At 67.8% G+C, this 24,570-nt stretch carries 24 protein-coding genes and 1 other RNA gene; 12 read left to right on the top strand and 13 right to left on the bottom strand.

The genetic code is table 11. The features are described 5' to 3' along the window. Positions 1 to 67: 67 nt before the first annotated feature. The gene (locus AC4LGL_RS21450) at positions 68 to 2,311 is read left to right on the top strand and encodes a SulP family inorganic anion transporter (protein WP_491840757.1); all 2,244 of its coding nucleotides are present in this window, start codon (positions 68 to 70) and stop codon (positions 2,309 to 2,311) included. Positions 2,312 to 2,342: 31 nt separating this feature from the next. Here the strand turns inward: AC4LGL_RS21450 and AC4LGL_RS21455 are convergent, their stop codons facing one another. The 4 genes from AC4LGL_RS21455 to AC4LGL_RS21470 form a co-directional block, all read right to left on the bottom strand. Next, a complete protein-coding gene (locus tag AC4LGL_RS21455) occupies positions 2,343 to 3,116 on the bottom strand; it encodes a response regulator transcription factor (RefSeq protein ID WP_491840530.1) in 774 nt (257 codons plus the stop codon). Between the two features lie 241 nt (positions 3,117 to 3,357). Next, complete coding sequence (locus AC4LGL_RS21460) at positions 3,358 to 3,861, bottom strand: hypothetical protein (protein WP_491840531.1); 504 nt, start codon at positions 3,859 to 3,861, stop codon at positions 3,358 to 3,360. Between the two features lie 60 nt (positions 3,862 to 3,921). Beyond that, entirely contained in the window at positions 3,922 to 4,314 is a 393-nt protein-coding gene (locus AC4LGL_RS21465; protein WP_491840532.1) for a VOC family protein, read from the bottom strand. Between the two features lie 24 nt (positions 4,315 to 4,338). Continuing rightward, positions 4,339 to 5,166, bottom strand: a complete 828-nt coding sequence (locus AC4LGL_RS21470) for an oxygenase MpaB family protein (protein WP_491840533.1) — start codon at positions 5,164 to 5,166, stop codon at positions 4,339 to 4,341. 36 nt (positions 5,167 to 5,202) lie between these two features. Between AC4LGL_RS21470 and AC4LGL_RS21475 the strand changes: the two genes are divergently transcribed. Continuing rightward, a complete protein-coding gene (locus AC4LGL_RS21475; RefSeq protein WP_491840534.1) occupies positions 5,203 to 6,177 on the top strand; it encodes a cobalamin biosynthesis protein in 975 nt (324 codons plus the stop codon). Here the strand turns inward: AC4LGL_RS21475 and AC4LGL_RS21480 are convergent. The 3 genes from AC4LGL_RS21480 to AC4LGL_RS21490 are packed head-to-tail and all read right to left on the bottom strand — an operon-like array spanning position 6,131 to position 8,131. Beyond that, positions 6,131 to 6,961: an SURF1 family cytochrome oxidase biogenesis protein gene (locus AC4LGL_RS21480; RefSeq protein WP_491840535.1), complete on the bottom strand. Its 831-nt coding sequence runs from the start codon at positions 6,959 to 6,961 to the stop codon at positions 6,131 to 6,133. The genes AC4LGL_RS21475 and AC4LGL_RS21480 overlap by 47 nt on opposite strands. Continuing rightward, positions 6,961 to 7,461 (bottom strand): low molecular weight protein-tyrosine-phosphatase, encoded by a 501-nt coding sequence (locus tag AC4LGL_RS21485; protein ID WP_088304475.1) that lies wholly within the window; start codon positions 7,459 to 7,461, stop codon positions 6,961 to 6,963. Before AC4LGL_RS21485 ends, AC4LGL_RS21480 begins: the two co-directional genes overlap by 1 nt. Further along, complete coding sequence (locus tag AC4LGL_RS21490; RefSeq protein ID WP_088304476.1) at positions 7,454 to 8,131, bottom strand: HAD-IA family hydrolase; 678 nt, start codon at positions 8,129 to 8,131, stop codon at positions 7,454 to 7,456. Before AC4LGL_RS21490 ends, AC4LGL_RS21485 begins: the two co-directional genes overlap by 8 nt. A 53-nt stretch (positions 8,132 to 8,184) precedes the next feature. Between AC4LGL_RS21490 and cobC the strand changes: the two genes are divergently transcribed. Genes cobC through AC4LGL_RS21510 form a run of 4 tightly spaced genes read left to right on the top strand, consistent with a single transcriptional unit; the run spans position 8,185 to position 12,200 of the window. After that, on the top strand, positions 8,185 to 9,207 hold the full coding sequence (cobC, locus tag AC4LGL_RS21495) for an Rv2231c family histidinol phosphate aminotransferase CobC (protein WP_491840536.1): 1,023 nt from the start codon (positions 8,185 to 8,187) through the stop codon (positions 9,205 to 9,207). After that, entirely contained in the window at positions 9,204 to 10,337 is a 1,134-nt protein-coding gene (locus AC4LGL_RS21500) for a Nif3-like dinuclear metal center hexameric protein (RefSeq protein WP_491840537.1), read from the top strand. The genes cobC and AC4LGL_RS21500 overlap by 4 nt, the downstream gene beginning before the upstream one ends. A gap of 28 nt (positions 10,338 to 10,365) precedes the next feature. After that, positions 10,366 to 11,094, top strand: a complete 729-nt coding sequence (locus tag AC4LGL_RS21505) for a zinc ribbon domain-containing protein (RefSeq protein WP_491840538.1) — start codon at positions 10,366 to 10,368, stop codon at positions 11,092 to 11,094. Beyond that, positions 11,091 to 12,200, top strand: coding sequence for a bifunctional RNase H/acid phosphatase (locus tag AC4LGL_RS21510; protein WP_491840539.1), 1,110 nt, complete (start codon positions 11,091 to 11,093; stop codon positions 12,198 to 12,200). Before AC4LGL_RS21505 ends, AC4LGL_RS21510 begins: the two co-directional genes overlap by 4 nt. Position 12,201: 1 nt before the next feature. Here the strand turns inward: AC4LGL_RS21510 and AC4LGL_RS21515 are convergent, their stop codons facing one another. Then, complete coding sequence (locus tag AC4LGL_RS21515; RefSeq protein WP_491840540.1) at positions 12,202 to 12,783, bottom strand: type II toxin-antitoxin system RelB family anti-toxin; 582 nt, start codon at positions 12,781 to 12,783, stop codon at positions 12,202 to 12,204. 48 nt (positions 12,784 to 12,831) lie between these two features. On the opposite strand from AC4LGL_RS21515, the gene AC4LGL_RS21520 reads away from it, so the two are divergent. Both AC4LGL_RS21520 and AC4LGL_RS21525 read left to right on the top strand, forming a co-directional pair. Next, positions 12,832 to 14,385, top strand: coding sequence for an FAD-dependent oxidoreductase (locus AC4LGL_RS21520; protein WP_491840541.1), 1,554 nt, complete (start codon positions 12,832 to 12,834; stop codon positions 14,383 to 14,385). A gap of 36 nt (positions 14,386 to 14,421) precedes the next feature. Then, on the top strand, positions 14,422 to 15,711 hold the full coding sequence (locus AC4LGL_RS21525; RefSeq protein WP_491840542.1) for an HNH endonuclease: 1,290 nt from the start codon (positions 14,422 to 14,424) through the stop codon (positions 15,709 to 15,711). A gap of 10 nt (positions 15,712 to 15,721) precedes the next feature. Here the strand turns inward: AC4LGL_RS21525 and AC4LGL_RS21530 are convergent, their stop codons facing one another. After that, positions 15,722 to 16,141: a VOC family protein gene (locus AC4LGL_RS21530; RefSeq protein ID WP_491840543.1), complete on the bottom strand. Its 420-nt coding sequence runs from the start codon at positions 16,139 to 16,141 to the stop codon at positions 15,722 to 15,724. Positions 16,142 to 16,150: 9 nt separating this feature from the next. Then, positions 16,151 to 16,603, bottom strand: a complete 453-nt coding sequence (locus AC4LGL_RS21535) for a helix-turn-helix transcriptional regulator (protein WP_055115158.1) — start codon at positions 16,601 to 16,603, stop codon at positions 16,151 to 16,153. 29 nt (positions 16,604 to 16,632) lie between these two features. Between AC4LGL_RS21535 and rnpB the strand changes: the two genes are divergently transcribed. Then, positions 16,633 to 17,035: RNase P RNA component class A (rnpB, locus tag AC4LGL_RS21540), an RNA gene on the top strand. An 11-nt stretch (positions 17,036 to 17,046) separates the two neighbouring features. Here rnpB and AC4LGL_RS21545 read toward each other — a convergent pair. After that, on the bottom strand, positions 17,047 to 18,537 hold the full coding sequence (locus AC4LGL_RS21545; RefSeq protein WP_491840544.1) for a CYTH and CHAD domain-containing protein: 1,491 nt from the start codon (positions 18,535 to 18,537) through the stop codon (positions 17,047 to 17,049). Positions 18,538 to 18,699: 162 nt separating this feature from the next. Between AC4LGL_RS21545 and AC4LGL_RS21550 the strand changes: the two genes are divergently transcribed. Both AC4LGL_RS21550 and AC4LGL_RS21555 read left to right on the top strand, forming a co-directional pair. Next, entirely contained in the window at positions 18,700 to 19,398 is a 699-nt protein-coding gene (locus AC4LGL_RS21550; protein WP_491840545.1) for a TetR/AcrR family transcriptional regulator, read from the top strand. Positions 19,399 to 19,408: 10 nt separating this feature from the next. Then, a complete protein-coding gene (locus AC4LGL_RS21555) occupies positions 19,409 to 20,194 on the top strand; it encodes an enoyl-CoA hydratase/isomerase family protein (protein ID WP_491840546.1) in 786 nt (261 codons plus the stop codon). A 19-nt stretch (positions 20,195 to 20,213) separates the two neighbouring features. On the opposite strand, the gene AC4LGL_RS21560 is transcribed toward AC4LGL_RS21555, so the two are convergent. Together AC4LGL_RS21560 and panB are read right to left on the bottom strand one after the other, a co-directional pair. Further along, positions 20,214 to 22,049, bottom strand: a complete 1,836-nt coding sequence (locus AC4LGL_RS21560; RefSeq protein WP_491840547.1) for a BamB-related PQQ repeat family beta-propellar protein — start codon at positions 22,047 to 22,049, stop codon at positions 20,214 to 20,216. A gap of 100 nt (positions 22,050 to 22,149) precedes the next feature. Beyond that, entirely contained in the window at positions 22,150 to 22,995 is an 846-nt protein-coding gene (gene panB / locus AC4LGL_RS21565; protein WP_055115148.1) for a 3-methyl-2-oxobutanoate hydroxymethyltransferase, read from the bottom strand. A gap of 158 nt (positions 22,996 to 23,153) precedes the next feature. Between panB and AC4LGL_RS21570 the strand changes: the two genes are divergently transcribed. Beyond that, positions 23,154 to 24,545: a WS/DGAT/MGAT family O-acyltransferase gene (locus AC4LGL_RS21570; protein ID WP_491840548.1), complete on the top strand. Its 1,392-nt coding sequence runs from the start codon at positions 23,154 to 23,156 to the stop codon at positions 24,543 to 24,545. The last annotated feature ends 25 nt before the right edge of the window (positions 24,546 to 24,570 follow it).

Consider the following 24,570-nt stretch of genomic DNA (forward strand, 5'->3'; position numbering starts at 1 on the left):
TTTGGTAACGACGTCGGCAACGAAATGCCGCCTTGCCGACGCCGACCATCGACCGAAGGAGCCTGCCATTGCGCAGCGACTGACGCCGGCCACTCAGCGGCCCGCCGACGAACCAATTGGCCCGTCGGAGCAGTCGCGTCTGCACTCACTACTGCGCTATGACCTGCCGGCGTCGCTCGTCGTCTTCCTCGTCGCGCTGCCGTTGTCGTTGGGTATCGCCGTTGCCTCCGATGCGCCTGTGCTTGCCGGAATCATCGCCGCGATCGTCGGCGGCATCGTGGTGGGCATTCTGGGCGGCTCACCTCTGCAGGTGAGTGGGCCGGCCGCCGGGCTGACGGTGATCGTGGCCGGACTCGTCGCCGAGTTCGGTTGGGCTGTCACCTGTGCGATCACCATCTGCGCGGGTGTGCTCCAGGTCTTGCTGGGGCTCAGCCGGATTGCCCGCGCGGCGCTCGCGATCTCGCCCGTCGTCGTACACGCAATGCTTGCCGGCATCGGAGTCACGATCGCCTTACAGCAGACTCACGTGCTGCTCGGCGGTGACTCCGCAAGCTCCGCCTGGCGCAACGTCACCGGACTACCCGGGCAGGTCCTCGATGCGCACGGGCCCGGTACGTTCCTCGGCCTGCTCGTCATCGGCATCCTCGTCGGATGGCGCTGGATGCCGGCGCGGGTGAAAGTGGTGCCCGGCCCGTTGGTGGCGATCCTCGGGGTGACGGTGCTCTCGCTCGTCGCACCATTCGATGTGTCACGGATCAACATCGACGGCTCGCTCGTAGATGCCCTGCAGCTCCCGAACCTGCCCCATGGAAATTGGGGTGCGTTCGCCACGGGGGTACTGACGGTGGCGCTGATCGCCAGCGTCGAAAGCCTGTTGTCCGCCGTGTCGGTAGACCGCCTCCAAAGCCGCGCTCCGCGCACCAATTTCGACCGCGAGCTGATCGGTCAGGGGGTGGCCAACATTGCGTCGGGTTCCATCGGCGGACTGCCGGTGACCGGCGTGATCGTGCGCAGCTCCACCAACGTTGCCGCCGGCGCCCAGACCCGCGCGTCGGCGATCCTGCACGGCGTGTGGGTGCTGGCGTTCGCGGTGCCGTTCGCGGGTCTGGCCAAGCTGATCCCGACATCGGCGCTGGCCGGTCTACTGATCGTGATCGGCATACAACTGGTCAAATGGGCCCACATCAAGACGGCGTGGCGCACCGGCGACCTTGCGGTCTACCTCGTCACGATCATCGGTGTGGTGTTCCTCAACCTGCTCGAGGGCGTGCTGATCGGTCTGGCACTTGCCATCTCGCTGACCGTGTGGCGGGTGGTCCGGGTCAAGATCACTGCCGATCCGGCCGGCGACGGTGAGTGGCGCGTCGTCATCGACGGTTCGGTGACCTTCCTGTCGCTCCCAAGACTCAACAGTGTGCTGGCGTCGGTGCCGGAGGGGTCGCATGTCACCGTCGAGTTGTCGGTTGACTTCATCGACCATGCTGGCTACGAGACCATCGACTCGTGGCAGCGTCAGCAGGTCGCGTCGGGCGGCAGCGTCGACATCCACGATGTCGGCGCGGTCGAGATGGACAGTGCCGTCGCTGGGCCGCCGATGCGCGGATTCACCCCCATCGACAAGCGCACCGGCGTGGTGCCCTGGAGTTCCTGGCAGCCGCGGCTGCGGCCGTCGGTGCTGCACGGACTGGCGGTCTACCACCGCCGCACCGCGCCCTACATCCGGCCGCACATGCAGGAGTTGCGGCACGAACAGAGTCCCGAGACGCTGTTCATCACCTGCGCCGACTCGCGGATCGTGCCCAACGTGATCACCAGCAGCGGACCCGGCGACCTGTTCACCGTCCGCAACGTAGGTAACTTCATCCCGACCGGGCGGCAGGACGTGTCGGTGGACGCTGCGATCGCATTCGCGGTGAAGGCCCTTGACGTGTCGTCGATCGTGGTGTGCGGACATTCCAGCTGCGGCGCCATGAACGCGGTATTACGCGATGGCTCAGGCCAGTCCACTGGTGACGAAGTGTTGGACACCTGGCTGGAGTATGCACGCCCGACCCTGGCTGCCTTCGACGGTGGTTGCCACCCGATCGCGCGGTCGGCAGCCGCCGAAGGGTTCGACGCAGTGGATCAGCTGAGCATGGTGAACGTGGCGTTGCAGGTGCAGACGCTCACCGAGCATCCACTGTTGCGTGACCATTATCAGCAGGGTCGGCTCGACATTCTCGGGCTGTTCTATGACATCCCCAGCGCGGCGGTACTACGGGTGACGCCGACCGAGGTGAGCGCATTCGAAGTGGGGCCCGCACGGTCATAGTGGCGTCGCCAGACCGTCGTGTCGTGCCTCGTCATTCCTTGGGGCGCAGCATGTATCCGACACCCCGCACGGTGTGGATCATCGGCTCGTGGCCCACGTCAACCTTCTTGCGCAGGTACGAGATGTAGAGGTCGACGATGCCCGATTTGCCGCCGAACCCGTAGTTCCACACCTGATCGAGTATCTCGGCGCGACTCAGCGCCCGTCGCGGATGACGCATCAGATACCGCAACAGTTCGAACTCGGTCACGGTCAGCGTCAACGCCGTACCGTCGCGCGTCACCTCGTGACTGGCTCCGTCCAGCACGATGTCGCCGACTCGCAGCACCTCGTCGACCGGCGGTGCAATATGGCTGGACCGCCGCAGCAAACCCCGCAGCCGAGCAACGAGCTCCTCCAGGCTGAACGGCTTGGTCATGTAGTCGTCCGCGCCGGCGGTCAACCCCGATACCCGATCCACCACCGAATCACGCGCAGTGAGAAACAAGGTCGGGGTGTAGGTCTCGGCCGCCCGCACTTGCTGCAAGATCTGCAACCCGTCGATGTCGGGCAGCATGATGTCCAGCACGACGACGTCGGGTTCGGTATCGGTGAACAAAGCCATTGCGTTGCTGCCGTTGTGGGCGACATCCACGGTCCAGCCCTCGTAACGCAACGCCATCGTGACCAGGTTGGTCAGCGCCGGCTCATCGTCGACCAGCAACACTCGGATCGGTGACCCGTCAGCACGATGCATCCGGGGCAGCTGCCCCAGCATCGCCTGCCGGGGTGTTTGTCCACGTGGAGACACCGACATCGCCGCCATAACACCATTGTCCGGAGGCATAGATAACTGTCACATGGTTCATGCCGAATTCATATGCAAACAATTCACGGGTCGATAACTTCATTTCGAAGTATTTGCGCCCCGTGCGGGTCCCAGCTGTGTGCGGCTGGTCGGCGGGCTCTGCGTCGTCCGCCCAAAGATGTTCGGCCGCAACTCAAACGGAGATGGCCGATTGTGGCCTGGCGGCCACTGCGGTCATGGTCCTTGGTGAATTTCGGTGCTACGACCACACCGCCTTCGCGCGTCTCAGCGCGAGTTGTTGCCCGCGCATGGCGGTATCGCCCCGGCAGGATGGGCTGTCCCGGGAGAACTTCATGTTCACGAATCCCGTGAGATCGGCTCGGATGACGTATTTGAACGGAACCGGGCCCGTCCTGTACTCGGGGCTGCCGGGCCGGCACTGCATGCCGGGGTTGACGCGCTCACCGACCCACGCGCCGTTGTGCCGATCGGCGGCGGGGTCCCAAGCCAGATCCAGCTGCCAGGTGCCCTCCGGCGCGGGTGAGAGCACGTGCAGGCACTGCGGGCCGCACCCCGACAAGGTCCAGTTGTAGGGCTCCGGCGCACGGTCCGCCGAAGTCTCGGTGACGGTGTAGAGGCCCGGCCGAGGCAGCGGCGGAACCGGTGCCTGCGGGGCGGCGACCGGCGGGCCCGATGAGTGGAGGCCGCCGATCGCAAAACCGATTGCCAGGGAAGCGGCAACCGGGGCAATGAGCTCTTTCAAGGTTCCTCCGCGTGGGATCATATCCACGGACTCGGCGATACCCTGCCGTACGACCCGAATTCAAGCTCCGGCGAAGAACTCCAGCGCGATGCCGTCGGGATCGCGGAAACTGAGCCCCGACCCGTACGGTGCGTCGACGATCCCGCCATGGGCGATGCCCAGGCCGTCGAGTCGGTCCACCCAGGCCTGCAGTTCCGCACGTGACGCACAGCCGAAGCCGACGTGGTCCAGGCCCACCCGGAACTCGCTGAAACGTCCATCAGGGGCCGGGGTCTGATGCTGGTGGATGCCGAACAGCGTGCCGCCGTCCAGCAGCCACACCAGGTGATGGAAGCCGGCATCGGTGTCCTCGTCGAGCACCGGATCGGCACCGAACAGGGCTCGATACCACGGCCCGCTGATCGCCAGATCGCGAACCGTGACCGCCACATGAGCAAGAGCGGGGAACGTCATCTTGGCCTCCTGAAACAGACTGAGTCAGACCACTCGCTTGCCGAGCCGGTCGCGGATCCGCATGTCCCACAGGTAGATCTGATAACCCAACAGCCACACCTCGTGCGGGATCACGCGATCGGCGACCCGCAGCCCGGTCAACAGCCACTCGAAACGCCGCTGCTGATCGGCTGTCCAGCGCAACTGCATGCGGCTGCGGAACTCTGCGGGTAGAAACCCGGTGGTGGCGAACAGGTTGAACCGGCCGGCCAGCAGGCGCAGCGGGGCGGGCAGGAACGCCATCGCTGCCACGCCGTGCAGATGCTCGCGTACCGGAGGGTCGATCCGCAGGTCGTGCAGCGACTGCTTCCAGTACGTATCGAAGGCGTCCCGGTCTTCCGGCCACATCTCGTCGCGCACCTGCAAGGTGGTGCCCAGCGCGCGGGCGTCGGCGTAAATCGCGTCGGCCGATTCCTCGTCGAGCGGGCCGTAGAGGAACTCGTGCATGTCGACGTAGTAGCGGTACAGGCAGGCCGCCACCCACAGCTGTAGCCGAGGGTCGAAAGCGTTGTAGGACACCGGGCTTGAGGCCCGCGAGCGGACCAGGGCATGCACCTTGTCGATCTGGGCGCGCAGTAGCGCCCGGTCGGTGTCGGTACCCATGGTGGCCGCGGCCAGATAGGTGCCCGTGGTGCGGGCCCGTTTGAACGGATGCTTGTAGACGTTGCCGCTGTCCACCGGGCTCTCCAGCACCCCGTAGCCGACCCCGGGGGAGGACAGCTGCATGATGACGTTGGCCGCGGGCAGCAGCGCCGCCGCCGGGTTGAGCAGATCGGTGACACGTCGCGGGCGTCGTGGCGGACCCAGCCTCATGACTTCGAGTAGACCACCTTGTGAGACGCTGCCGGGGTGTTTGCGCGTAGAAGCCCGCAGGTCTGGCACCGTCGGGCCGCCGGTATCGCCGTCGGGTTCCTGGCCGACCTGCTGCTCGGCGATCCGCGCCGCGGGCATCCGGTGGCCGGGTTCGGCACTGGCGCAGCACGGTTGGAGAAGCTGACCTATGCCGACAATCGCAGGGCAGGTGCCGTGCACACCGCGCTGCTGCTCGGTGGGCTGGCCGGGCTGGGCTGGGCGGCGGGACGCGGCGACCGCATCTGGGTGACCGCGGCGGCCACCTACGTCGCGCTCGGTGGCACCTCGCTCAACCGGGTGGGTGGGCAGATGTCGACGCTGCTGGGAACGGCCGACCTCGACGGCGCCCGCGCCCTGCTGCCTTCGTTGTGCGGGCGGGATCCGGCCGCACTGGACACCTCGGGTCTGACCCGGGCCACGGTGGAATCGCTGGCCGAGAACACCTCTGACGCCCAGGTGGCGCCGCTGGTGTGGGCGGCGATCGGCGGGGTACCCGGGGTGCTGGTGTACCGGGGCGCCAACACGCTGGACGCGATGATCGGGCACCGCTCACCGCGGTACCTCAACTTCGGTTGGGCCGCAGCCAGATTCGACGATGTGCTGAACTACCTGCCGGCCCGGCTGACCGGGGTTCTGACGGTGCTGTGTGCGCCGGTGGTGGGTGGGTCACCGCGGGCGGCCTTGCGGGCGTGGCGGCGCGACGCGGCCCGCCATCCCAGCCCCAACGCCGGGGTGGCCGAGGCCTCCTTCGCCGGTGCGCTCGGGGTGCGGCTGGGCGGCCCGACGCAGTACGCGCATCAACTGGAAATCCGGCCCACCCTGGGCGACGGCCGCATTCCCGAAGTGGTGGATGTGGCCCGCACGGTGCGACTCTCGCGCGCGGTGCAGGCCTCGGCGGCGGCCGTGTCGGTGCTACTTGTGGTTGTCAGCGCCGCTTGCCGTAGCGATCGGCGATCTTCTCCTCGCCGGTGAGTTCGCGGGGCGGTTCCTTTGCGGCCGCCTGGGCGACGGCCCGTTCGCGCCGGCGCTGCTGAATCTCGGCGTAGACGAAGTAGCCCACGCCGAGCGGGGCGACGATGCCGAATGCGATCCACTGGATGCCGTAGGACAAGAACGGTCCGGCGTCGAGGTGCGGCAGGGACAACTCCCCGAGACCGCCGGGTTGGTTCGCCACCAGCTGCAGATACGACCCCGTCAGCGGCACACCGGTGAGCGCGGCGATCTGCTCGGGGTTGATCGAGTACACCTGCTGTGCGCCGTCGTCGCCGCGGAACGGCTCCTTCCCCGGCAGGCGTGCTTCTGCATCCCGGACCCGGGCGGTCACGGTCACCCGGTCGGTCGGTGCCGGCGCGAACTGGGGCACCTTGTTTCCGTCGATCGGGGTGATGAAGCCACGATTGACCAGCACCACCGGCCCGCCGTCCACGGCGAACGGGGTGAGGACCTCGAAGGCCGGTTCGCCGTCGACCACCCGCAGCCGGACCAGCACCTCCGACTTCGGCAGGTAGTGCCCGGTCGCCGTGACCCGCTGCCACTGGGCATCGGGCGCGACCGAATCCTGGTGTGGCAGAACAGTGGTCACCGGGACCGGATCGGCCTGCAGCGAATGGCTGATCTGGTTGTTCTCACGCGAGGTTTTCGTGTTCTTGCCCAGCTGCCAGGGCGCCAGCACCGTGAAACACAGGTAGGCGAAGGCGGCCACCACGATGAACAACGCCACCCATTGCGGCCGCAGCAGGAAGGTCAGGCGTCGCATCAGACTGCCGTTCCCCGGATTCCCCGGTCGGCCAGCGCCGCGTCGACCCAGGCGTGCAGCCCGGGCAGGGACGACTCGATCACGGTGAACACGTCCTCGAAATCGGCCTTGCCGCCGTAATACGGATCCTCCACGTCGAGGGCGTGCGCTCCCGAGCGCGGGTCGAACGAGCGCAGCATCCGCAAACGGTCGGGAACCACGCCCAGATCGGTCAGGATGCGCAGGTGGTTGCGGCCCAACGCGACCACCATGTCGGCGCCGAGATGGTCATCGCAGACCTGGGCGGCGACGTGCTCGCTGGGATAACCGCGCTCAGACAACACCAGGCAGGCGCGGCTGTCGGCGCCGTCACCGGCGTGCCAACCGCCCGTGCCGCCGCTGCTCACCCGGACCACGTCGGCCAGGCCGCGCTCGCGGATCTGGTGGGCGAACATCTTCTCGGCCATCGGGGACCGGCAGATGTTGCCCGAGCACACGAACGTGACATGCAGCTCAGACACCGAGCACCTCCCGAAGTGCGGTAACGCTGTCCACGTGGGCGTGCGCCGCGACCGCGGTGGGGCCGGTGAAATCGGCGGCGCCGTAACCCCAGCCGACCACCACGGTGTCGATACCGTGCTGGGCCGCACCCTCGACGTCGTGCATCCGGTCACCGACCATCAGGACGCGCTCCGGCAGGGGCTGCAACTGGGCCAGCGCGTAGGCGACCACGTCGGCCTTGGCTGCCCGGACGCCGTCGGGGCTGGCTCCCGCGATCACCTCGAAATAGCCGTCCAGGCCGAAATGCTCCAGGATGCGTCGCGCGGTCGGTTCGGCCTTCGACGTCGCGACTGCCAGCCGCACTCCGGCGGCCCGCAGATCGGCCAGCACCGCCTCGACCCCGTCGAACAGGCTGTTCATCGCCCAGCCGCGGCTCGTGTAATCGGCGCGGTAGGCCGCGATCGCGGCGTCGGCGTCGAAACTCGTCGTACCCAGACTCAACGCCTGCAACGTCTCGTGCATGGGTGGGCCGACGATGCGTCCGACCAGGTCACCCTCCGGAATACCGGCGCCGACATGGGTCAGGGCATGGCGGAAGCTCGACACGATCCCGGCCGCCGAATCGGTCAGGGTGCCGTCGAGATCGAACAGCACCAGCTGCGGTCGGGTGAGTTCCAGCGTGTCAGTCACGTCCCCATTCTCCCGTATGCCGCGGGCAGCCCTCCGACCACTAGTGTCGTGCTGTGCCGAACCCACCCCGCGCAGGCGCCCGCTACCACGGCGACCAGGCCGCATTGCCGGGAATGCTGGACTTCGCGGTCAACGTCCGCCCCGGTGGGCCGCCGGTCTGGCTGACCGACCGCTTGGCCGCCCGACTGCCGGACCTGGGCAGCTACCCGACCCAGGCCGATCAACGCCGTGCGGTGGAAGCCGTGGCGACGCGGCACGGCCGAGCCACCGACGAGGTGGCGCTGCTGGCCGGTGGAGCCGAGGGCTTCGCCCTGCTCGCCGGGCTGCGGCCACGGTTGGCTGCGCTGGTCGCCCCATCGTTCACCGAACCCGAAGCCGTCCTGGCCGCAGCCGGTGTGCCGATCCAGCACGTGGTGCTGCCGCCGCCGTTCACGCTGACCGGAGCTGTCGTGCCGGAGGAAGCGGACCTGGTGGTCATCGGCAACCCCACCAATCCGACCGGGGTGCTGCACCGCGCCGACGACATCCTGGTGTTGTGCCGGCCGGGTCGACTGGTGGTGGTGGACGAGGCGTTCGCCGACGGTATTCCCGGTGAGGCGCAGACACTGGCCCGCGAATCACTGCCCGACGTGCTGGTGTTGCGCAGCCTGACCAAGACCTGGGCACTGGCCGGGCTGCGGGTGGGATACGCCCTCGGCGCGCCCGACGAGCTGGCCCGACTCACCGCGCCGCGTCCGCACTGGCCCCTGGGCACCCTGCAACTGGAGGCCATCGCCGCGACCGGCAGTCCGGAGGCCGTGGCCGAGGCGGACGCCTCAGCCCGGCGGCTCGCCGGGTTGCGGGCCTCGATGGTCGCCGGGCTCGAGGAGCTCGGATTGGGCGTGGTGGCGGGCGACGCGCCATTCGTGCTGTTCACCGTGCCCGACGCGGAGCTGATGCGGAAACATCTGGAAAGCAAAGGCATCGCGGTACGGCGTTGCGATACTTTCGTGGGCCTGCCGGAAAACTACCTGCGTGCTGCGGTGCGGCCGGAATGGCCCGCACTCGTCGACGCCATGACGGAGGTACTGCAATGAGCGCGCGACCGGCCGGGGTGCCGTTGGCCGACGTGATCGCCGCCCTGGACGCGGCATACCCGCCGCACCTGGCCCACGACTGGGACTCGGTCGGGTTGGTGTGCGGCGACCCCGGCGAGCCGGTGGAATCGGTCACGATCGCCGTGGACGCGACCGAGGCCGTGGTCGACGAGGTCCCGGACCGCGGCCTGCTGTTGGCTCACCACCCGCTGCTGCTGCGCGGCGTGGACACCGTCGCGGCCGACACCGCCAAGGGCGCGTTGATCCACCGGTTGATCCGCACCGGCCGGGCCCTGTTCTCCGCCCACACCAATGCCGACGCGGCCTCACCCGGCGTGTCCGATGCGCTGGCCGAGGCGTTGGGTCTGAGGGTCGACGCGGTGCTGTCGCCGGTGGCATCCGGTCCCGATCTGGACAAATGGGTGGTGTTCGTACCGGCGGCGGACGCGGCGACGGTGCGCGAGGCGTTGTTCGACGCGGGCGCCGGGCGCATCGGCGACTATTCGCACTGCAGCTGGAGTGTGGCCGGAACCGGCCAGTTCCTGCCGCACGACGGGGCCGCCCCGGCCATCGGCGAGGTGGGCACCGTCGAGCAGGTGGCCGAGGACCGGGTCGAGGTGATCGCGCCGTCGCGGCTTCGGTCCACCATCCTGTCTGCCCTGCGGGCCGCGCACCCCTACGAGGAACCTGCCTTCGACATCTTCGCGCTGGCGCCGATCCCCGGGGACGTGGGCATCGGTCGGATCGGGCAGCTGGATCGGCCAGAGCCCTTGTCGGCGTTCGCATCCCGCGTCCGAGCTGCGTTGCCGGCCACCTCGTGGGGGGTGCGGACCTCGGGGGATCCCGACGCCATGGTGTCGCGCGTCGCCGTCTGCGGGGGAGCGGGCGACTCACTGTTGGGCACAGTGGCCCGCGCCGACGTACAGGCTTACGTCACCTCGGATTTGCGGCACCATCCCGCTGATGAGCACCGACGCCTGTCACCGGTCGCGCTCATCGACGTGGCGCACTGGGCCACCGAGTTCCCCTGGTGTGCCCAGGCCGCCGGAGTCCTGCGCGGGCAGTTCGGTGACGCGCTGAAGGTGCGAGTGTCCTCCGTACGCACCGACCCGTGGAACGTCGAGTGCTGATCGCTACCAACAACATGAAAGTCAGGGCATGAAAGCCGAAGTAAAACAACAACGTTCGCTTCTCGCGCTGACGGAGGTCGATGCCGAACTCGGGCGCATCGAGCACCGCGCCAAGCACCTGGCCGAACAGCAGAAGGTGGACGAGGCACAGGCCGCGCACGCCGCCGCCGGTGACGGGGTCGGCGTGCTCGGCATCGCCCTGGAAGACCTGGAAGCCCAGGTGACCAAGCTCGAAAGCGAGATCGACTCGGTCCGTCAGCGGGAGGACCGCGACCGCAAGCTGATCGACGGTGGCACGGTGGCCGCCAAGCAGGTCGCCGAGATCCAGCATGAGCTGGAAACCTTGCAGCGCAGGCAATCGAGCCTGGAGGACTCCCTGCTGGAGCTCATGGAACGCCGCGAGGAACTGGCGGGACAGCAGGCCGAAGCGATGCAGCGCATCGATGACCTTCAGGCCGCGCTGTCGTCGGCACAGCAGGCCCGTGACGCGGCATTGGTGGAGATCGACCAGGCCAAGCACCAGGCGGTGACCCGCCGCGAAGGACTCGTCGGTCTGATCGATCCTGAGCTCGTCGGTCTCTACGAACGCCTGCGCTCCCGAGGCGGGGCAGGTGCCGGGTTGCTGCAGGGCCGGCGCTGCGGCGCTTGCCGGATCGAGATCGACCGCGGTGAGAGCGCCCGGATCGCTGCGGCGGCCGAGGATGACGTGCTGCGCTGCCCCGAGTGCGGAGCGATCCTGCTGAGGTTCAAGCAGTGAAGGTTCTCGTCGAGGCCGACGGCGGATCCCGGGGAAATCCGGGACCGGCGGGCTACGGCGCGGTGGTGTTCGACGCCGAACACACCGCAATACTGGCCGAACGTAAGGAATCGATCGGCCGCGCCACCAACAACGTCGCCGAATACCGCGGCCTGATCGCCGGTTTGGAGGCCGCTACCGAGCTGGGCGCGGACGAGGTGGCAGTGTCGATGGATTCCAAGCTCGTCGTCGAACAGATGTCGGGACGCTGGAAAGTCAAGCATCCCGACCTGATTCCTCTGCAGCGCCGGGCGGCTGAGCTGGCCGCGGGCTTCGACCGGGCCAGCTACACGTGGATTCCGCGCGAACGCAACAGCCATGCCGACGGGCTGGCGAACGAAGCCATGGACGCTGCGGCAGGCATTCTCACCGAGCAGCCTGCGCCCGAGCCGGCCAAGGAGCCCGTGCAGGCCGAGAAGGCTGCGCTGTCGGCGCCGGGTTGGACCGGTGCGACCGGCGCTCCCACGCGGCTGTTGCTGCTGCGGCACGGTCAGACCGAATTGTCCATCGCCCGGCGCTATTCGGGCCGCGGGAACCCGGTGCTGACCGAGGAGGGGCGCAGGCAGGCCGACGCTGCTGCGCGGTATCTGGGCGCCGGCGGGGGTGTCGCGGCGGTGGTCAGCTCGCCGCTGGAGCGGGCCTATGAGACCGCAGCGGCGGCGGCCAAGGCGCTCGGCGTCGACGTCCGTGTCGACGATGACCTGATCGAGACCGACTTCGGCGCGTGGGAAGGACTGACGTTCGCCGAAGCCGCGCAACGGGATCCGGAACTGCACCGGCGCTGGCTGCGTGACACCAGCGTCGAGCCGCCCGGTGGCGAGAGCTTCGATGCGGTGGCGCACCGTGTCGGTCGGGCCCGCGACCGGATCGTCGCCGAGTACGGCGCGGCAACGGTTCTGGTGGTCTCGCACGTGACCCCGATCAAGACGATCCTGCGGCTGGCGCTCGATGCGGGGGAGGGCATCCTGTACCGGCTGCACCTGGATCTGGCTTCGCTGTCGATCGCCGAGTTCTACGGCGACGGTGGATCTTCGGTGCGGTTGGTGAACCAGACCGCATACCTGTAGGTCAGGCGTGCAGGTGTAATTGTTCGCCGTGCGGGCCGAAGATCGTGATCGCCTCGACCGGTCCGTCGATGACCCCGAACCAGTGCGGGGTCCAGGTCGAGAACTCCACGGCCTCACCGGGTTTGACGACGAAGTCCTGCTCGCCGAGGATCAGGCGCAATTGGCCCGACAACACGTACATCCAGTCGCGTCCTTCGTGGACCGGGAATTCGGCGGGTGGCTTGCGGCGCTTGGCACTGATCCGGATCTTGTAGGCGTGCAGCCCGGACGCCGGGCCCTGCCGGGTCAACGGCCAGTAGGTGATGTCGTGGTGGGTGTGTGAGCTGCCGGTGACCCGGGGATCCTCGGCCTGTGGCGCGCGCAGTAACTCGTCGGTGGTGACCGACAGCGCGGCGGCCAGTCGGGGTAGGTGGTCCAGGGCGAGTCGGCGCTTGCCCGATTCCAGCCGGCTCAGCGTCGATACGTCGATCTGGGCGCGGCGCGCAACATCTTCCAGGGTGAGCCCGCGTTGGGCGCGCAACTCACGAAGCCGGCTGCGGACCAGGGCGTCGATGTCGGCCGGATCGGCTGCGTTTGCCTCCATGGCAAATTAGCTTGGCACTTTGCCATGTGATTGGGCAAGCTCGAAGTCATGGAGAATGTTTGGGACTGCGTAATCGTCGGTGGTGGGGCGGCCGGACTGAGTGCGGCGCTGGTGCTGGGCCGGGCCCGCCGGCGCGTGCTGCTCGTCGACGCGGGGAATCAGAGCAATCTGGCCGCACCCGGCATCGGTGGTCTGCTGGGCAGTGACGGCCGTCCGCCTGCCGACCTCTATGCGGCAGGCCGCGCCGAGTTGGCTGCCTACCCCACCGTGGAGGTGCGCACCGGCGAAGTCGTACGTGGTGAGCCCGGATTCGCCCTCGAGCTGGCCGACGGAACCCGCGAGCAGGCGAGGACGATGCTGTTGGCCACCGGCATGGAGTACCGCGCGCCGAACATCGCGGGGCTCGAAGGCCTCTGGGGCGGCTCGGTTTTCCACTGCCCGTTCTGCCACGGCTGGGAGATGCGCGACGCGCCGGTCGCCGTGATTGCCCAGGGCGACCGTGCGGTGCACTCGGCGCTGATGATGCGCGGCTGGACCGAGGATCTGGTCGTATTGACGAACGGGGACAGTGGGCTGGACGACGCACAGGTCAAGCAGCTGGACGCGGCCGGAATCAGTGTCGACGACCGTTCGATCGCCGGCTTCGTCGCCCGCGACGGTGAACTCGAAGCGGTCGAATTCGCCGATGGCACCCGGCTGGCCAGGCGCGGTGCGCTCGTCGCCGCCACACTGCACCAGCGCTCGCCGCTGGCCGCGCAACTCGGGGCGGTCTCGGCGCCCGGGCCGATCGCCGCCGATGCGCTGCTCGTTGACGGGTTCGCACGCACCTCGGTGCCGGGCTTGTTCGCCGCGGGTGACCTGAGTGCCCAGATGCCCCAGGTGGCCGCGGCTGTCGCATCGGGCAGCCAGGCCGGCGCCGCCGTCGTGCAGCACCTGCTCGGCGAAGACGTCGGACTGCCGGTGCCGCCGTGGCCCGCGCAGACGGCCGTCACTGCCCAGTACTGGGAACGGCATTACGGGCAGCGCGGCCGCATCTGGAGCGGCCGGGTCAATGCTCAGCTGGCGAAGATCGCCGAGGGCCTGCCCGCGGGCCGGGCTCTCGATCTGGGCTGCGGTGAGGGGGGCGACGCCGTCTGGCTGGCCGAACACGGCTGGGAGGTCACGGGAGTCGACGTCTCCGAAACCGCGCTCGCCCGGGCCGCGGCCGAGGCGCGGGAACGTGGTGTGGCGGAACGGATCACGTTCGAACGCCACGACCTGTCCGAGAGCCTTCCGGACGGTCGCTTCGACCTCGTCTCCGCCCAGTTCCTGCAGTCGCCGATCGGCATGGACCGTGCCGCGATGCTGCGTCGCGCCGCCGGTACTGTGGCCGACGGCGGCCTGCTGGTCGTTGTCGATCACGGGGCTGCGCCGCCCTGGGCTCCCGAGCATGTCCGGAAATTTCCGTTCCCCAGCGCCGACGAGGTGGTCGACTCGCTGAGCCTCGACGACGCGCAATGGGAACGGGTTCGGGTGGGTGCCGACGAGCGGGAGGCGACCGGTCCCGATGGGCAACCCGGCACCTTGATCGACAACGTGATGGTGTTGCGTCGTTTGGGCTGAATCGACTTGTCGTACCCGTGTGGCATAGTCGAATGTATGTTCGATATTGCGGGTTTGGCGCAGGTCAACCCACATGCCGATGAGGCCGAGTTGCATCGGCGCATCGAGGAACTCGAACGGGCCAAGTCGGCTGCGGCCGCCGGCCAGGCCCGGTGCGCGGCCTTGTTGGACGAGAAGCGCCGGGCCGACGAGGCGGCGGCGCGGGTGCCGAGGGCCAAACGAGGTCGTGGGGTGGCCTCGGAGATCGCGCTGGCCCGCCATGATTCGCCGACGTGTGGCAGTCGGCATCTCGGGTTCGCCAAGGCGTTGGTGTACGAGATGCCGCACACGTTGGCGGCGCTGGAGTCCGGTGTGCTGTCGGAATGGCGGGCGACTTTGATCGTGCGGGAGTCGGCATGCCTGACGGTCGAGGATCGCCGGGCGCTGGATGCCGAGATGTGTGGCGATGTCACCAAGCTTGACGGTCTGGGAAACGGGCGGATCGAGGCGGAAGCCAAGAAGATCGCCTACCGGCTGGATCCTCAGGCATTCGTCGACCGGATGGCGAAGGCAGCGGAGGATCGAGATGTCTGGATCCGGCCCGCGCCGGACTGCATGGCGCGGCTGACGGTGTTGTTGCCGGTGCAGAAGGGCGTGGGCGTGTATGCGGCGCTCAAACGCAGCGCTGATACGACGTTCGACGGCCGGACGCGCGGCCAGGTGATGGCCGACACCGTGGCGGAGCGGGTGACCGGCCGCCCCGCCACGGTGCCCGAGCCGGTGGCGGTGAATCTGTTGCTCTCCGACCAGACTCTGGTCGGGGAAGACGAGAATCCGGCCGTGGTCGAGGGATACGGACCGGTGCCGGCGTCGGTGGCCCGTTCCCTCGTGAGTGACGCGGTGGCCGACGAGCGGTCGCGGGCCACCCTGCGGCGGCTCTACCGACACCCGAAATCCGGGGCGCTGGTGGCGATGGAGTCACGGTCGCGGCTGTTTCCCAAGGCGCTGGCCCAATTCATCGGATTGCGGGACCAGACCTGCAGAACCCCCTACTGCGACGCCCCGATCCGCCATTACGACCACGCCCAGCCGCATGCCCGGGGTGGTCCCACCAGTGCACGCAACGCTCTCGGCGAGTGTGAACGGTGCAACTACGTCAAAGAATCACCCGGGTGGAGAGTGACGACCAGTGACGAGAACGGTGTGCACACAGCCGAATTCGTCACCCCGACCGGCGCGGTCTACCGGTCCACCGCCCCGCCGCCACCCGGGCCCATCGAGAGGTACGACAGCGTGACCGAGCTGCGGGTCGCGATCGAGTTCGCGCGCTGCGCGCCCGCGGCTTAGTCACTGCGGTTCAGTCCGTGCGTTGGGTCAGTCGGATGCTGTTGCCCGACGGGTCACGGAATCCGGAGTCGATGCCGTAGGGCATCTGATTGGGCGGCTCGGTGAACTCGACGCCGCGGGCAGTGAGCTCCTCGTAGCTCTTCTGGCAGTCGTCGGTGGTCAGAAACACCGTGCCGGCGAAGCCCTTTGCGGTCAGCTCCTGGACTTGCTTGCGGGTCGTTTCATCCATCACGGGCTCGCCGGGCACAGCCATCAGCACGATGCCGACGTCCTCCTGTCCCGGCGGGCCGACCGTGACCCACCGGAAGTTGCCCATCTCCTCCGGAAACGAAACATCTTCGCGCACTTCCATTCCCACCTTCTCGGTCCAGAACTTCAACGCGACTTCCTGATCGTGAACCCACAGATGCGTGTAGGCGATTTTCATCATGAGCAGACGCTACGTCCGCTCCGGCCCGGCCGTCTTCTCCGTTTGTGCTGTCTTGGCCCGTCCGGTGTGCGCGCGCCGGGTATCGCGCGCCAGAATGCAACTGGGCACCGGGGCGCGCAGCATCGCAGGCGGCAGGCCGGCGCGATAGGCCGCCGGAGGCTTGCCGTACACGCGAGCGAAACTTGTGGTGAACGACCCCACGCTGTGCAGGCCGACCATCACGCAGATGTCCGCCACCGAGCGGTCGGTGTTGCGCAGCAGTGCCGCAGCCCGCTCCAGGCGCCGGCTCTGCAGATAGGCGCGCGGAGACTCGCCGAAGGTGCGGGTGAACATGCGGCTGAAATGCGCACGGGACAAGCCGGCCGCCGCGGCAAGGTCGTCGACGGTGATCGGATCCGCGTAGCGGGCGTCCGCCAGATCCTTCGCGCGGAGCAAATATCGTGCCGGTGGCACCTGAGCCATGATTTTGAGGGTAGTCTGACCAGCGCGAACGAGTTGGCTGGGCGGCCGCGGCACCTTCGGGTGTCGAGGAAAGTCCGGACTTCACAGAGCAGGGTGATTGCTAACGGCAATCCGAGGCGACTCGCGGGAAAGTGCCACAGAAAACAGACCGCCACCTGAGCCCTTGCGGCCAGGGGTAAGGGTGAAACGGTGCGGTAAGAGCGCACCAGCACCCCGGGTGACCGGGGTGGCTAGGCAAACCCCACCCGAAGCAAGGCCAAGAAGGCCGCAACCTGGTTGCGGCCGCGCAGGCGTTCGAGGGCTGCTCGCCCGAGCCTGCGGGTAGGCCGCTCGAGGCACCCGGCAACGGTGTGTCCAGATGGATGGTCGCCACTGACCCTCCTGGCAACGGGAGGGCCAGCACAGAATCCGGCTTACAGGCCAACTCGTTCGCCCCCAGCCCCCTAGTGGGCCTTGCGCACCGCCTTGGCCAGCTTCTTCAGCGCGTCGTCCAACAACGCCCGGGACTGCTGGGCGGCGTCGTGCTCCTGTTGATAGAGCAGCCCGTAGGTGAAGGTGTCCTCACCGGCGGCATGTGCGGCATCGGCTTGGGTGCTCAGATGTGCCTTGCTCACCACGCTGTCCTGGTGGTCGCCCAGCAGGGTCTGGATGCTCTTCGCCCGATCGGACACCTTGTCCGCCCCGGTCGCAGCCGCGGTGTAACGAAGCCGCTTGGCGCCCTTGCGGATCCGGTGTAGCGCCTCATCCTTCTCCTCAGCGCTGGCATCTTCGGCAGCCACCGCCGCAGCGGTCTTGGCCGCCTTGCGTACCCGCTTGTACGCGGCGTCGATACTCACCGAAGACTTTGCAGAGTCCGCGGATTCCGCCTGCTCGGCACTGACCAACTCTTCCAGTGAGTCCAGCAGCCGGAAGTAGCGCTGCGACCGCATCGCCAACAGGGAACGTCGCCAGCCGGCGGTGTAGCGGCGGTTGGCACCCTCGACCAGACGCTGGCGCACCGGGCCGCGGACCAGCTCGGCGGGCATCTCGTCCAGCGCGCGCTGATAGCGCTCGCCCAGCACCTCGGCATCACGGGCCACACCCAGGACGGCGGCCAGCGCCCGCAGCTCGTCGAGCACCCAGCCGTCGTCATCGAGTCCGAAGGAGTCCTTGGACTCCTGCAGCAGACTGCGGATCTTGCGGGTCGTCACCCGCATCTGATGCACCGAGTCGTAGGCGTCCGCACGTACCGCGCGGTCCCACTCCAGCAGTGCGTCGATCTGCTCCGCGATGGCCCGGTGTACCGGATCGGCCGGGGGAGTCGGGGCCGGGACCTGGTCGGTACCGAGGACTTTGGCCAGTTTCGAACCGTGCCCGGCCGGTTCCGCGCCGGCATCCGCCAGCCGGTTTGACAGCCGATCCATCAGGTCGTCGGGCACATCGGCGGTGAGCAGCTCCAGCTCCCACTCCCGCCAGCTCTGTTCTTCGCCCTCAACGGCCGAAGCGGTCACCCGGTCATCACAGAATTCGACGAGTGCGACGCCGTCCGTCCCGTGCAGTACCTCGACGCTGCGTTCGGTGCTGACCCGGGCCACCGGGGCCAGCGGACGATCCCGGACGATCGCCAGTACGATGTCGCGCAGATCCTCGGGCACTGTGTCGGTCCCCGCGCCCAGTGGGGTGCGGACCTCGGTGCGGGTGTCGACCCCGGCCGGGAGCTTCAGGTGCCAGCCCGCGTCGCTGCCGCCGGTGCGGCGCCGCAACGTGATGCGGTGCGCGGCCAGGTCGCGATCGGGGGTGTCGAAGTACACCGCATCCAGATGCTGGGTCGGGGTGTGCTCCACCTCGGTGACGGCCGACAAACCCTCGAACGAGGGCGAGACGGTGTCCTCGGTGACGGCGAACTTCCGCTCGATTTCGGTGTATCTCGCGGTCTTGGATTTGCCGGGAGCCATAGTCACCTTCGCTGTGCACCGGAGGCGGGAGATCGGATGGCACCAGCGTGCCATATCCGGGTGGGTGCCACGACCGGTGTCCGGTCACAGCAACATCAAGACTTGGCGCTGTCCCGACCGCGCTGTCGGTCAGGTCCGCAGACGTCTCTTACTGTTGCTGGCATGGGGGCTGAGACGACACCGGCGAACGCCAGTGCCGGGCGCGGACGCCCGCGGCTGGAGCGGCCGCGGCGGCCGGGCACGACTGCCCGCGAACAGATCCTCGACGCCGCCGCCGAGCTGTTCACCAACCACGGCTACGCCAGCACGTCGACCCGGCGGATCGCCGACGAGGTCGGGGTGCGACAGGCCTCGCTGTACCACCATTTCGCCACCAAGGACGACATCCTCGACGCCCTGCTGGCAGGCACCGTCGACGAGGCCCTGCGCCTGGGCGCCGAACTGCTCGACAGCGCGGGTACGGCGGCACAACGCCTGCACATCCTCGCCGTCGCCGATGCGCGCCAGTTGTGTGCAGGACGGTGGAATCTGGGTGCCCTCTATCTGCTTCCCGAGCTCCGGACCGACCGGTTCGCGCCGTTCCGGCAACGGCGCGCCGAGCTTCGCGAGGTGTATCGCAGGTTGTCAGAGGCGGTGATCGCCGAGTGCGAGGGTCCACCCGCGGCCGCCGACCTGCCGTTCCGGTTGGTCGAATCGGTGGTCAACACCCGCTCCGACGAGGTCGAGGGCACGCCCGCGCAGCCATGGGTGATTGCGGAGGCGGCGCTTCGGATCCTCGGGTTCGACGGCGACTTCAGTCCGCTGGTGACTGCCACCGCGGCCCGACTGGGGGTGCGACCGCCGCAAACCCCGGCCCGCTAGAGTTCGGGCCGTGACCGAGCCCACCTATGAAGCCATCTCGTTCGAACAGTCCGGAGCCGTCGCGTACATCACGCTGAACCGCCCGGACGCCGCGAATGGCATGAACGACACCATGACTCGCGAACTGGCCGACGCCGCGCGGCGCTGCGACACGCCCGCCACCAAGGTCGTGGTGCTGACCGGTGCGGGCCGGTTCTTCTGCGCGGGTGGCGACCTCAAATCGTTCGCCACCGCGCCCGACCGGGGCCGCTTCATCAAGGGCGTCGCCGACGACCTGCACCAGGCCATCTCATCGTTCGCCCGGATGGATGCCGTGCTGATCACCGCGGTCAACGGCACCGCGGCCGGCGCCGGGTTCAGCCTCGCGGTGACCGGCGACCTGGTCCTGGCCGCCGAATCCGCCACCTTCACCATGGCGTACACGAAGGTGGGCCTGAGCCCCGACGGCAGCGCGTCCTATCACCTGCCGCGGCTCGTCGGCCTGCGCCGGGCACAGGAGCTCATCCTCACCAACCGCACGCTCTCGGCCGCCGAGGCACAGGAGTGGGGACTGGTCACCGAGGTGGTCGCGGGCGACGAACTGGCCGCGCGTGCCGCCAAACTTGCCGAGCAGGTGGCCGCCGGTTCCGGCGGATCCAACGGTGCGGTCAAGTCGCTGTTGGTGTCCTCGTTCAAGAACAGCCTCGAAGAACAGATGGCTGCCGAAGGGCGCTTCATCGCCGAGCGGGCCAACTCCGCCGACGGCCGCGAGGGCGTCGACGCGTTCCTGGCCAAGCGCAAGCCCGACTTCGCCTAGAAGCTCTGGCCGTGAAAGCTCAGGCGTAGCCCTCGATCACCACGGTCTCCATGTCGGGAACGTCCTGGCGTAGTGCCAACAAGACGCCGGGCGCGGCCACCAGTCCGAGGATCGCGTCGAAGGGGACTTCGGACACCGGCTGACACGTTGTGTTGCTGAACATCCGCAAGAACGACGGACCGTCTGGATCGCTGCCGTGCTCCCGGCTGAAATCGGACACGACGAAGCCGTCGCGCAACGCCACGTAGCCGACGTCGGATTGCCTGCGGTTGGGTAGTAGCGTGCCTGCGGGGTACACCGGTGTCGTGGTGGTGCAGCGCGGTTTCCCGTCGTTGCCGTACACCGACAGCACGTCCCACTTGCGTCCGTCGTAGTGGTGGCGGACCAGGAAGTCGTCGGCGGGTGCCGGCGTGGTCTGCGCGCCGACATCCGCCGGCAGCGGCACGATGAGCTTCTTGCCCGGATCGACGTAGTAGTCGCTCGCGCGGCGCGCGTCGTGCGCACCGGTGCGGAGATAGAGACCGGTCGAGCCGGTGGGGAACGCGTAGATCGAGAAACCCCGCCAGGAATCGTCATCGAGCGACACGTCCGGCAGGTACGTGTGCTCCCAGAGCTTCGCACCGTTCTGTGGGTCAGCAGTGAGGATGCGGTGGTCCACCACGTACCGTCCCTCGCTCTCGCGTTCGCACCACAACAGTGACGTGAGCCGATTACCGGTATCGACGGCGCGCTGCTCCGAACAATCTCCGCTCGGATTCGCCACCGACCACATGGGCTCACCGGTGCGAGCATCGAACCGGGTCCACGTCTCGTCGGTGCGGTCGATAAGGAAAGGATCGGCGTCATAGAGGCCTGATTCAGCGAGGAATGCTGACGTCAATCGCGCGTCGCGGCGGGTCCACAGCCGTTGCCCGGTAACGGAGTCCAGGCCCAGCAGAACATATTTCCGGTCCCGGCCAGGGGACGGTGCCGCACCGAAGTCCGCTATGACCACGGTGGTGCCCTGGTCGTAGACCCGCGCCGAGAGTGCGGGCTCTGCCGGTCCGCTTCTGCGGTAGTGCCAACGCTCCTGACCGTCGGCACCATATGCCGTGACTTGACCGCCATAACTGACGATGAAACCCGCACCCGCCGGCCAGATTTCGTAACTCGCCTGGTCGAAAGCTGGCCGCGCCCCAGGCAGTTTCACGCTGAATCTGTGCTGACCGAGCGCTGTCGGGTACGGCGGAATGTCGACTCGATCCGCTGTGGTCGCGTCGATGAATCTGGAGTCGTTACCGGCGAACCCCGCGGCGACGGTCACCGCGCCGGACAGCACGACCGCGACGACGACACCGACCACCAGCGCCGACTTCACGCGTCGAGTCCACCAGGGCAGCCCGAAGCCCGCGAACACCGTGGCGACTGCACCGGCGATGGCAAGCACCCAGGCGCCCACCGCCGCCGGCAGCGCCACCGTGATGGGGCCTTCACTCATGACATCGCGGAAGTAGCCAGGCACGCCGGTGCTGAACGCGGCGAGGAACACGAGGGCGCAGATCGCCACCACGCCCACGGAGCCCCAACGGGGTGGCGTGGCGGCTGTCCGCGGCCGCATGGTGCGTTGGAGCGGGATCAGCAGCAATACGGCGACGACGGCTGCCGACACGGAAAGGAAGGTGGCCGAGTTCCACGGATGCTCGTCGACGCCCGAAGGGGGCGCGGCATCGCCGACTACACCGAACCTGGCGTCGAGGCGACTCCAGACTGCCAGTGCAATCGCCGACAACAGCAGGACAATGGCGGCGCCGGCGGAGAATGACGCAATTCGACTCGGTGCGGTGCGGTCAGAGGGCTTGTCCTGGTCGCTGTTCACACACTCAATCGTCACACGGATCAACGCACCGTCAGATCAACAAAAACGTCGCTGAATCCGTTCTCCAGCGACGCTTTCGTTGATCTCGGCGGGGGAGAGATCAGTAAGAGTGCTCTTCGGCCGGGAACACCCCGGACGCCACGTCGTGGGCGTACTGCGTTGCGGCCCGGTGCAGTTCGCCGCCTACGTCACCGAAGCGCTTCACGAACTTGGCGGTCTTGCCACTGGTGAGCCCGGCCATGTCCTGCCAGACGAGCACCTGGGCATCGCAGTTGGGGCCGGCCCCGATGCCGACGGTGGGGATGGTCAACTTGCCGGTGATCTGCGTGGCCAACTCGGCGGGCACCATCTCCAGCACGACCGCGATGGCACCGGCTTCCTGCACGGCGATCGCGTCGTGAATGGTCTGCTCGGCGGCGTCGCCGCGACCCTGCACGCGGAACCCGCCCAGCCCGTTGACACTCTGCGGCGTGAAGCCGATGTGCGCGACCACCGGGATGCCCGCGGCGGACAGAGTTGCGATCTGATCGGCCATCCGCTCACCACCCTCGAGCTTGATGGCCTGCGCGCCGGTCTCCTTCATGAAGCGGGTGGCGGTCGCCAGGGCCTGGGTGGGGCTGCTCTCGTAGCTGCCGAACGGCAGGTCGGCGATCACCAGGGCGTGCGGGGCGCCCTTGACGACCGCGCGGGCCAACGGGATCAGCTCATCGATCGAGATCGGCACGGTGGTGTCGTAGCCGTAGACCACGTTTGCGGCGGAGTCGCCGACCAGCAGTACCGGAATCTCGGCCTCGTCGAATACCCGTGCGCTGGAGTAGTCGTAACACGTGAGCATCGCCCACTTGTGGCCTTCGGACTTCCACTTCTGCAGTGTGAGCGTGCGGACCTTGGTGCGCGGCTTGGCTTCGACAGAATCGGAAGCACCATAAACAGACTGTTCAGACATCGTCGTCCCTTGTGATGGTCGGTTCGATCCTCGAGGCCGCTCTGCGGTCCCCGGGTTCGGCTGACAAATGCAAGTCTGCCACTGCACGTAATGAAGGCCAAAGCGACGTTCGAGTGGATTTCCTCACAGTTTGTGCGCGGAGCCCTAACATCAGCGGCATGCAACGGCTCAGCGGACTCGACGCCAGCTTCCTGTACCTCGAAACTGCCGCGCAGCCCATGCACGTGTGCTCGGTGCTCGAACTCGACAGCTCGACCATGCCGGGCGGCTACACCTTCGACCGGATGCGTGACGCGCTTTCCCTCACGATCAAGGCGATGCCGCAATTCCGGGAGAAGCTGGCCGACAGCCGGTTCAATCTCGACCACCCGGTGCGGGTGGAAGACAAGGACTTTGACGTCAACCGGCACCTGCACCGGATCGGCCTGCCCGGGCCCGGTGGGCGGGCCGAGCTGTCCGAGATCTGCGGACACATCGCGTCGCTTCCGTTGGACCGGACCCGGCCATTGTGGGAGATGTGGGTGATCGAGAACGTCGCGGGCACCGACGCCCAGGCCGGAGGCCGATTGGCGCTGATGACGAAGGTGCATCACTCCGGCGTCGACGGGGTGACCGGCGCCAACCTGATGTCGCAGCTGTGCACCACCGTGGCGGACGCACCGCCTCCGGATCCGGTCGACGGCGTAGGCGACGCCACTGGCGCCGAGATCGCCATCAGCGGTGCACTCAGGTTTGTGACCCGGCCACTGAAGCTGGCCAACGTGCTGCCCACCACCGCGAGCACGGTCATCGACACGGTGCGCCGGGCAATCAACGGGCAGGCGATGGCGGCCCCGTTCAACGCGCCGAAGACCGCGTTCAACACCAACATCACCGGTCAGCGCAGCGTGGCGTTCGCCCAGTTGGACCTTGAGGACATCAAGACCGTCAAGAACCACTTCGACGTCAAGGTCAACGACGTCGTGATGGCGCTGGTGTCCGGCGTGCTGCGCACCTTCCTGCACGACCGCGGTGAACTGCCGGAAAGCTCGCTGGTCGCGATGGTGCCGGTATCGGTGCACGACCGCTCCGACCGGCCCGGCCGCAATCAGGTGTCGGGGATGTTCTCCAAACTCGAAACCAACATCGAGGATCCGGCTGAGCGGCTGCGCGCCATCTCGGCATCGAATTCGGTTGCCAAGCAACACAGTTCCGCGATCGGCGCGACGCTGCTCCAGGACTGGACCCAGTTCGCGGCACCGGCGGTGTTCGGTGCCGCGATGCGGGTGTACGCGGCCAGCCGGCTGTCGGGAGCCAAACCCGTCCACAACCTCGTCATCTCGAACGTGCCCGGGCCGCAGGACCCGCTTTACCTACTGGGGTGTGAGGTCAAGGCCATGTACCCGCTGGGCCCGATCTTCCACGGATCCGGTCTCAACATCACCGTGATGTCGCTGACCGGCAAGCTCGACGTCGGCATCATGTCCTGCCCGGATCTGCTGCCTGACCTGTGGGATATGGCCGACGACTTCCACGTCGCGCTCGACGAACTCCTTGCCGCTACCCGATAGAGTCGGGGCACCTCGTGACCAGGCC

This window comes from Mycolicibacterium arcueilense (assembly GCF_058536225.1).

What these genes read in the sequence shown, in the direction of transcription:
- AC4LGL_RS21505 (WP_491840538.1), top strand. Translation starts at nt 10,366, where the DNA reads ATGAAAGCCGAAGTAAAACAACAACGTTCGCTTCTCGCGCTGACGGAG.
- AC4LGL_RS21535 (WP_055115158.1), bottom strand. Translation starts at nt 16,603, where the DNA reads ATGGCTCAGGTGCCACCGGCACGATATTTGCTCCGCGCGAAGGATCTG.
- AC4LGL_RS21570 (WP_491840548.1), top strand. Translation starts at nt 23,154, where the DNA reads ATGCAACGGCTCAGCGGACTCGACGCCAGCTTCCTGTACCTCGAAACT.
- AC4LGL_RS21500 (WP_491840537.1), top strand. Translation starts at nt 9,204, where the DNA reads ATGAGCGCGCGACCGGCCGGGGTGCCGTTGGCCGACGTGATCGCCGCC.
- AC4LGL_RS21550 (WP_491840545.1), top strand. Translation starts at nt 18,700, where the DNA reads ATGGGGGCTGAGACGACACCGGCGAACGCCAGTGCCGGGCGCGGACGC.
- AC4LGL_RS21465 (WP_491840532.1), bottom strand. Translation starts at nt 4,314, where the DNA reads ATGACGTTCCCCGCTCTTGCTCATGTGGCGGTCACGGTTCGCGATCTG.
- AC4LGL_RS21480 (WP_491840535.1), bottom strand. Translation starts at nt 6,961, where the DNA reads ATGCGACGCCTGACCTTCCTGCTGCGGCCGCAATGGGTGGCGTTGTTC.
- panB (WP_055115148.1), bottom strand. Translation starts at nt 22,995, where the DNA reads ATGTCTGAACAGTCTGTTTATGGTGCTTCCGATTCTGTCGAAGCCAAG.
- AC4LGL_RS21545 (WP_491840544.1), bottom strand. Translation starts at nt 18,537, where the DNA reads ATGGCTCCCGGCAAATCCAAGACCGCGAGATACACCGAAATCGAGCGG.
- AC4LGL_RS21515 (WP_491840540.1), bottom strand. Translation starts at nt 12,783, where the DNA reads ATGGAGGCAAACGCAGCCGATCCGGCCGACATCGACGCCCTGGTCCGC.
- AC4LGL_RS21470 (WP_491840533.1), bottom strand. Translation starts at nt 5,166, where the DNA reads ATGAGGCTGGGTCCGCCACGACGCCCGCGACGTGTCACCGATCTGCTC.
- AC4LGL_RS21530 (WP_491840543.1), bottom strand. Translation starts at nt 16,141, where the DNA reads ATGATGAAAATCGCCTACACGCATCTGTGGGTTCACGATCAGGAAGTC.
- AC4LGL_RS21455 (WP_491840530.1), bottom strand. Translation starts at nt 3,116, where the DNA reads ATGGCGGCGATGTCGGTGTCTCCACGTGGACAAACACCCCGGCAGGCG.
- AC4LGL_RS21520 (WP_491840541.1), top strand. Translation starts at nt 12,832, where the DNA reads ATGGAGAATGTTTGGGACTGCGTAATCGTCGGTGGTGGGGCGGCCGGA.
- AC4LGL_RS21525 (WP_491840542.1), top strand. Translation starts at nt 14,422, where the DNA reads ATGTTCGATATTGCGGGTTTGGCGCAGGTCAACCCACATGCCGATGAG.